This is a genomic window from Colwellia sp. MB3u-55 (assembly GCF_014076785.1).
GTDB lineage: Bacteria > Pseudomonadota > Gammaproteobacteria > Enterobacterales > Alteromonadaceae > Colwellia_A.
The window spans coordinates 1-317 of record NZ_JACGUS010000003.1 but is presented as its reverse complement, the minus strand read 5'-3'; the positions used below and the strand labels follow the sequence as shown (position 1 = coordinate 317).

Below are 317 nucleotides of genomic sequence, written 5' to 3'. Positions count from 1 at the left end.
AAACGAATACTCACGGCTTGCTATAAAAAGCTGTCTATATTTCTTTCGAAGAGTAAAGCACATAACAAACTTTCAAACTTGGAGGTGAGTAATGGATGAATTAACTAATAAATTTTCTGCATTTGTTGGTTTAGACTGGGCTTTATCGAGTGGTCAGCTAAGAGTGTAGGAGTGTCATATTGGGCTGGGCTTTATTACAACCAACAACGAGCTAAGGGTAAGTCTCATCAATCAGCGGTAAGAGCTTTGGCTTTCAAGTGGGTGCGTATTGTATTTAGGTGTTGGAAAACGAAAGTACCTTATGATGAATCCAAATA

The 317-nt window shown here is 38.2% G+C and carries 1 pseudogene; it reads left to right on the top strand.

The window, feature by feature from the left end:
- Window positions 1–132: 132 nt before the first annotated feature.
- A pseudogene (locus tag H4J66_RS00015) lies at window positions 133–317 on the top strand (IS110 family transposase); the annotation flags it as partial.